1 protein-coding gene is annotated in these 489 nt (G+C 51.9%); it reads left to right on the top strand.

Features of this window, described 5'->3' with window-relative positions; translation table 11 throughout:
• Nucleotides 1-170 precede the first annotated feature (170 nt).
• The gene (locus tag AC1RPJ_RS07775) at nucleotides 171-482 is read left to right on the top strand and encodes a hypothetical protein (RefSeq protein WP_481762844.1); all 312 of its coding nucleotides are present in this window, start codon (nucleotides 171-173) and stop codon (nucleotides 480-482) included.
• The last annotated feature ends 7 nt before the right edge of the window (nucleotides 483-489 follow it).

The following is a 489-nucleotide window of genomic DNA, read 5'->3' as shown; positions in this document are numbered from 1 at the left end:
GGAGATAGAGTGCCCTGAGTGCAGAAAGTGGCACGCGGCCGATAGGTGGGCAGCGTATGACACCTATTGCGAATCATGTGGAGGACACCCAATTCTTTCGTGTCCTAAAAATCATTACTTCGACCCCTACGGAGGTGATGGTGGCACAACACTCAATATGAGATACATACATGAAACCTCTGAATCAGATTCGTCGCTTTGGAGTCAGTACTCCTGAAGGTTGGGTCCCTGTGCATTGGGAACAGCTTGACATCGGTGATGTTGTCCGAATCTTGCCCTCTGTATCGGAACACGATCATAACCTGAATGGAAACCTGTACGTGGTGTCGGTACAGCCCACGCTGAACGTAGACATCGTGGGTGGTGCTCAGCCCGAAGCAGCAGATGGCAAGGAAGGCTCTGCTCCAGAGGTGATTGACGTTCCTGTCGAACAGGTCACGGACAAGCCGAAGCGCGTGCGTAAGCCTCGCGATAGTAAATAAGCAGAAC

Source organism: Dellaglioa sp. CoH-57-MRSF-17, assembly GCF_056782015.1.
Note: the sequence above shows the minus strand (reverse complement) of the source record. Positions and strands in the feature narration are given on the sequence as shown.

Bases quoted from the DNA above. Each gene is read 5' to 3' on its own strand.
- AC1RPJ_RS07775 (WP_481762844.1), top strand. From the start codon at position 171: ATGAAACCTCTGAATCAGATTCGTCGCTTTGGAGTCAGTACTCCTGAA.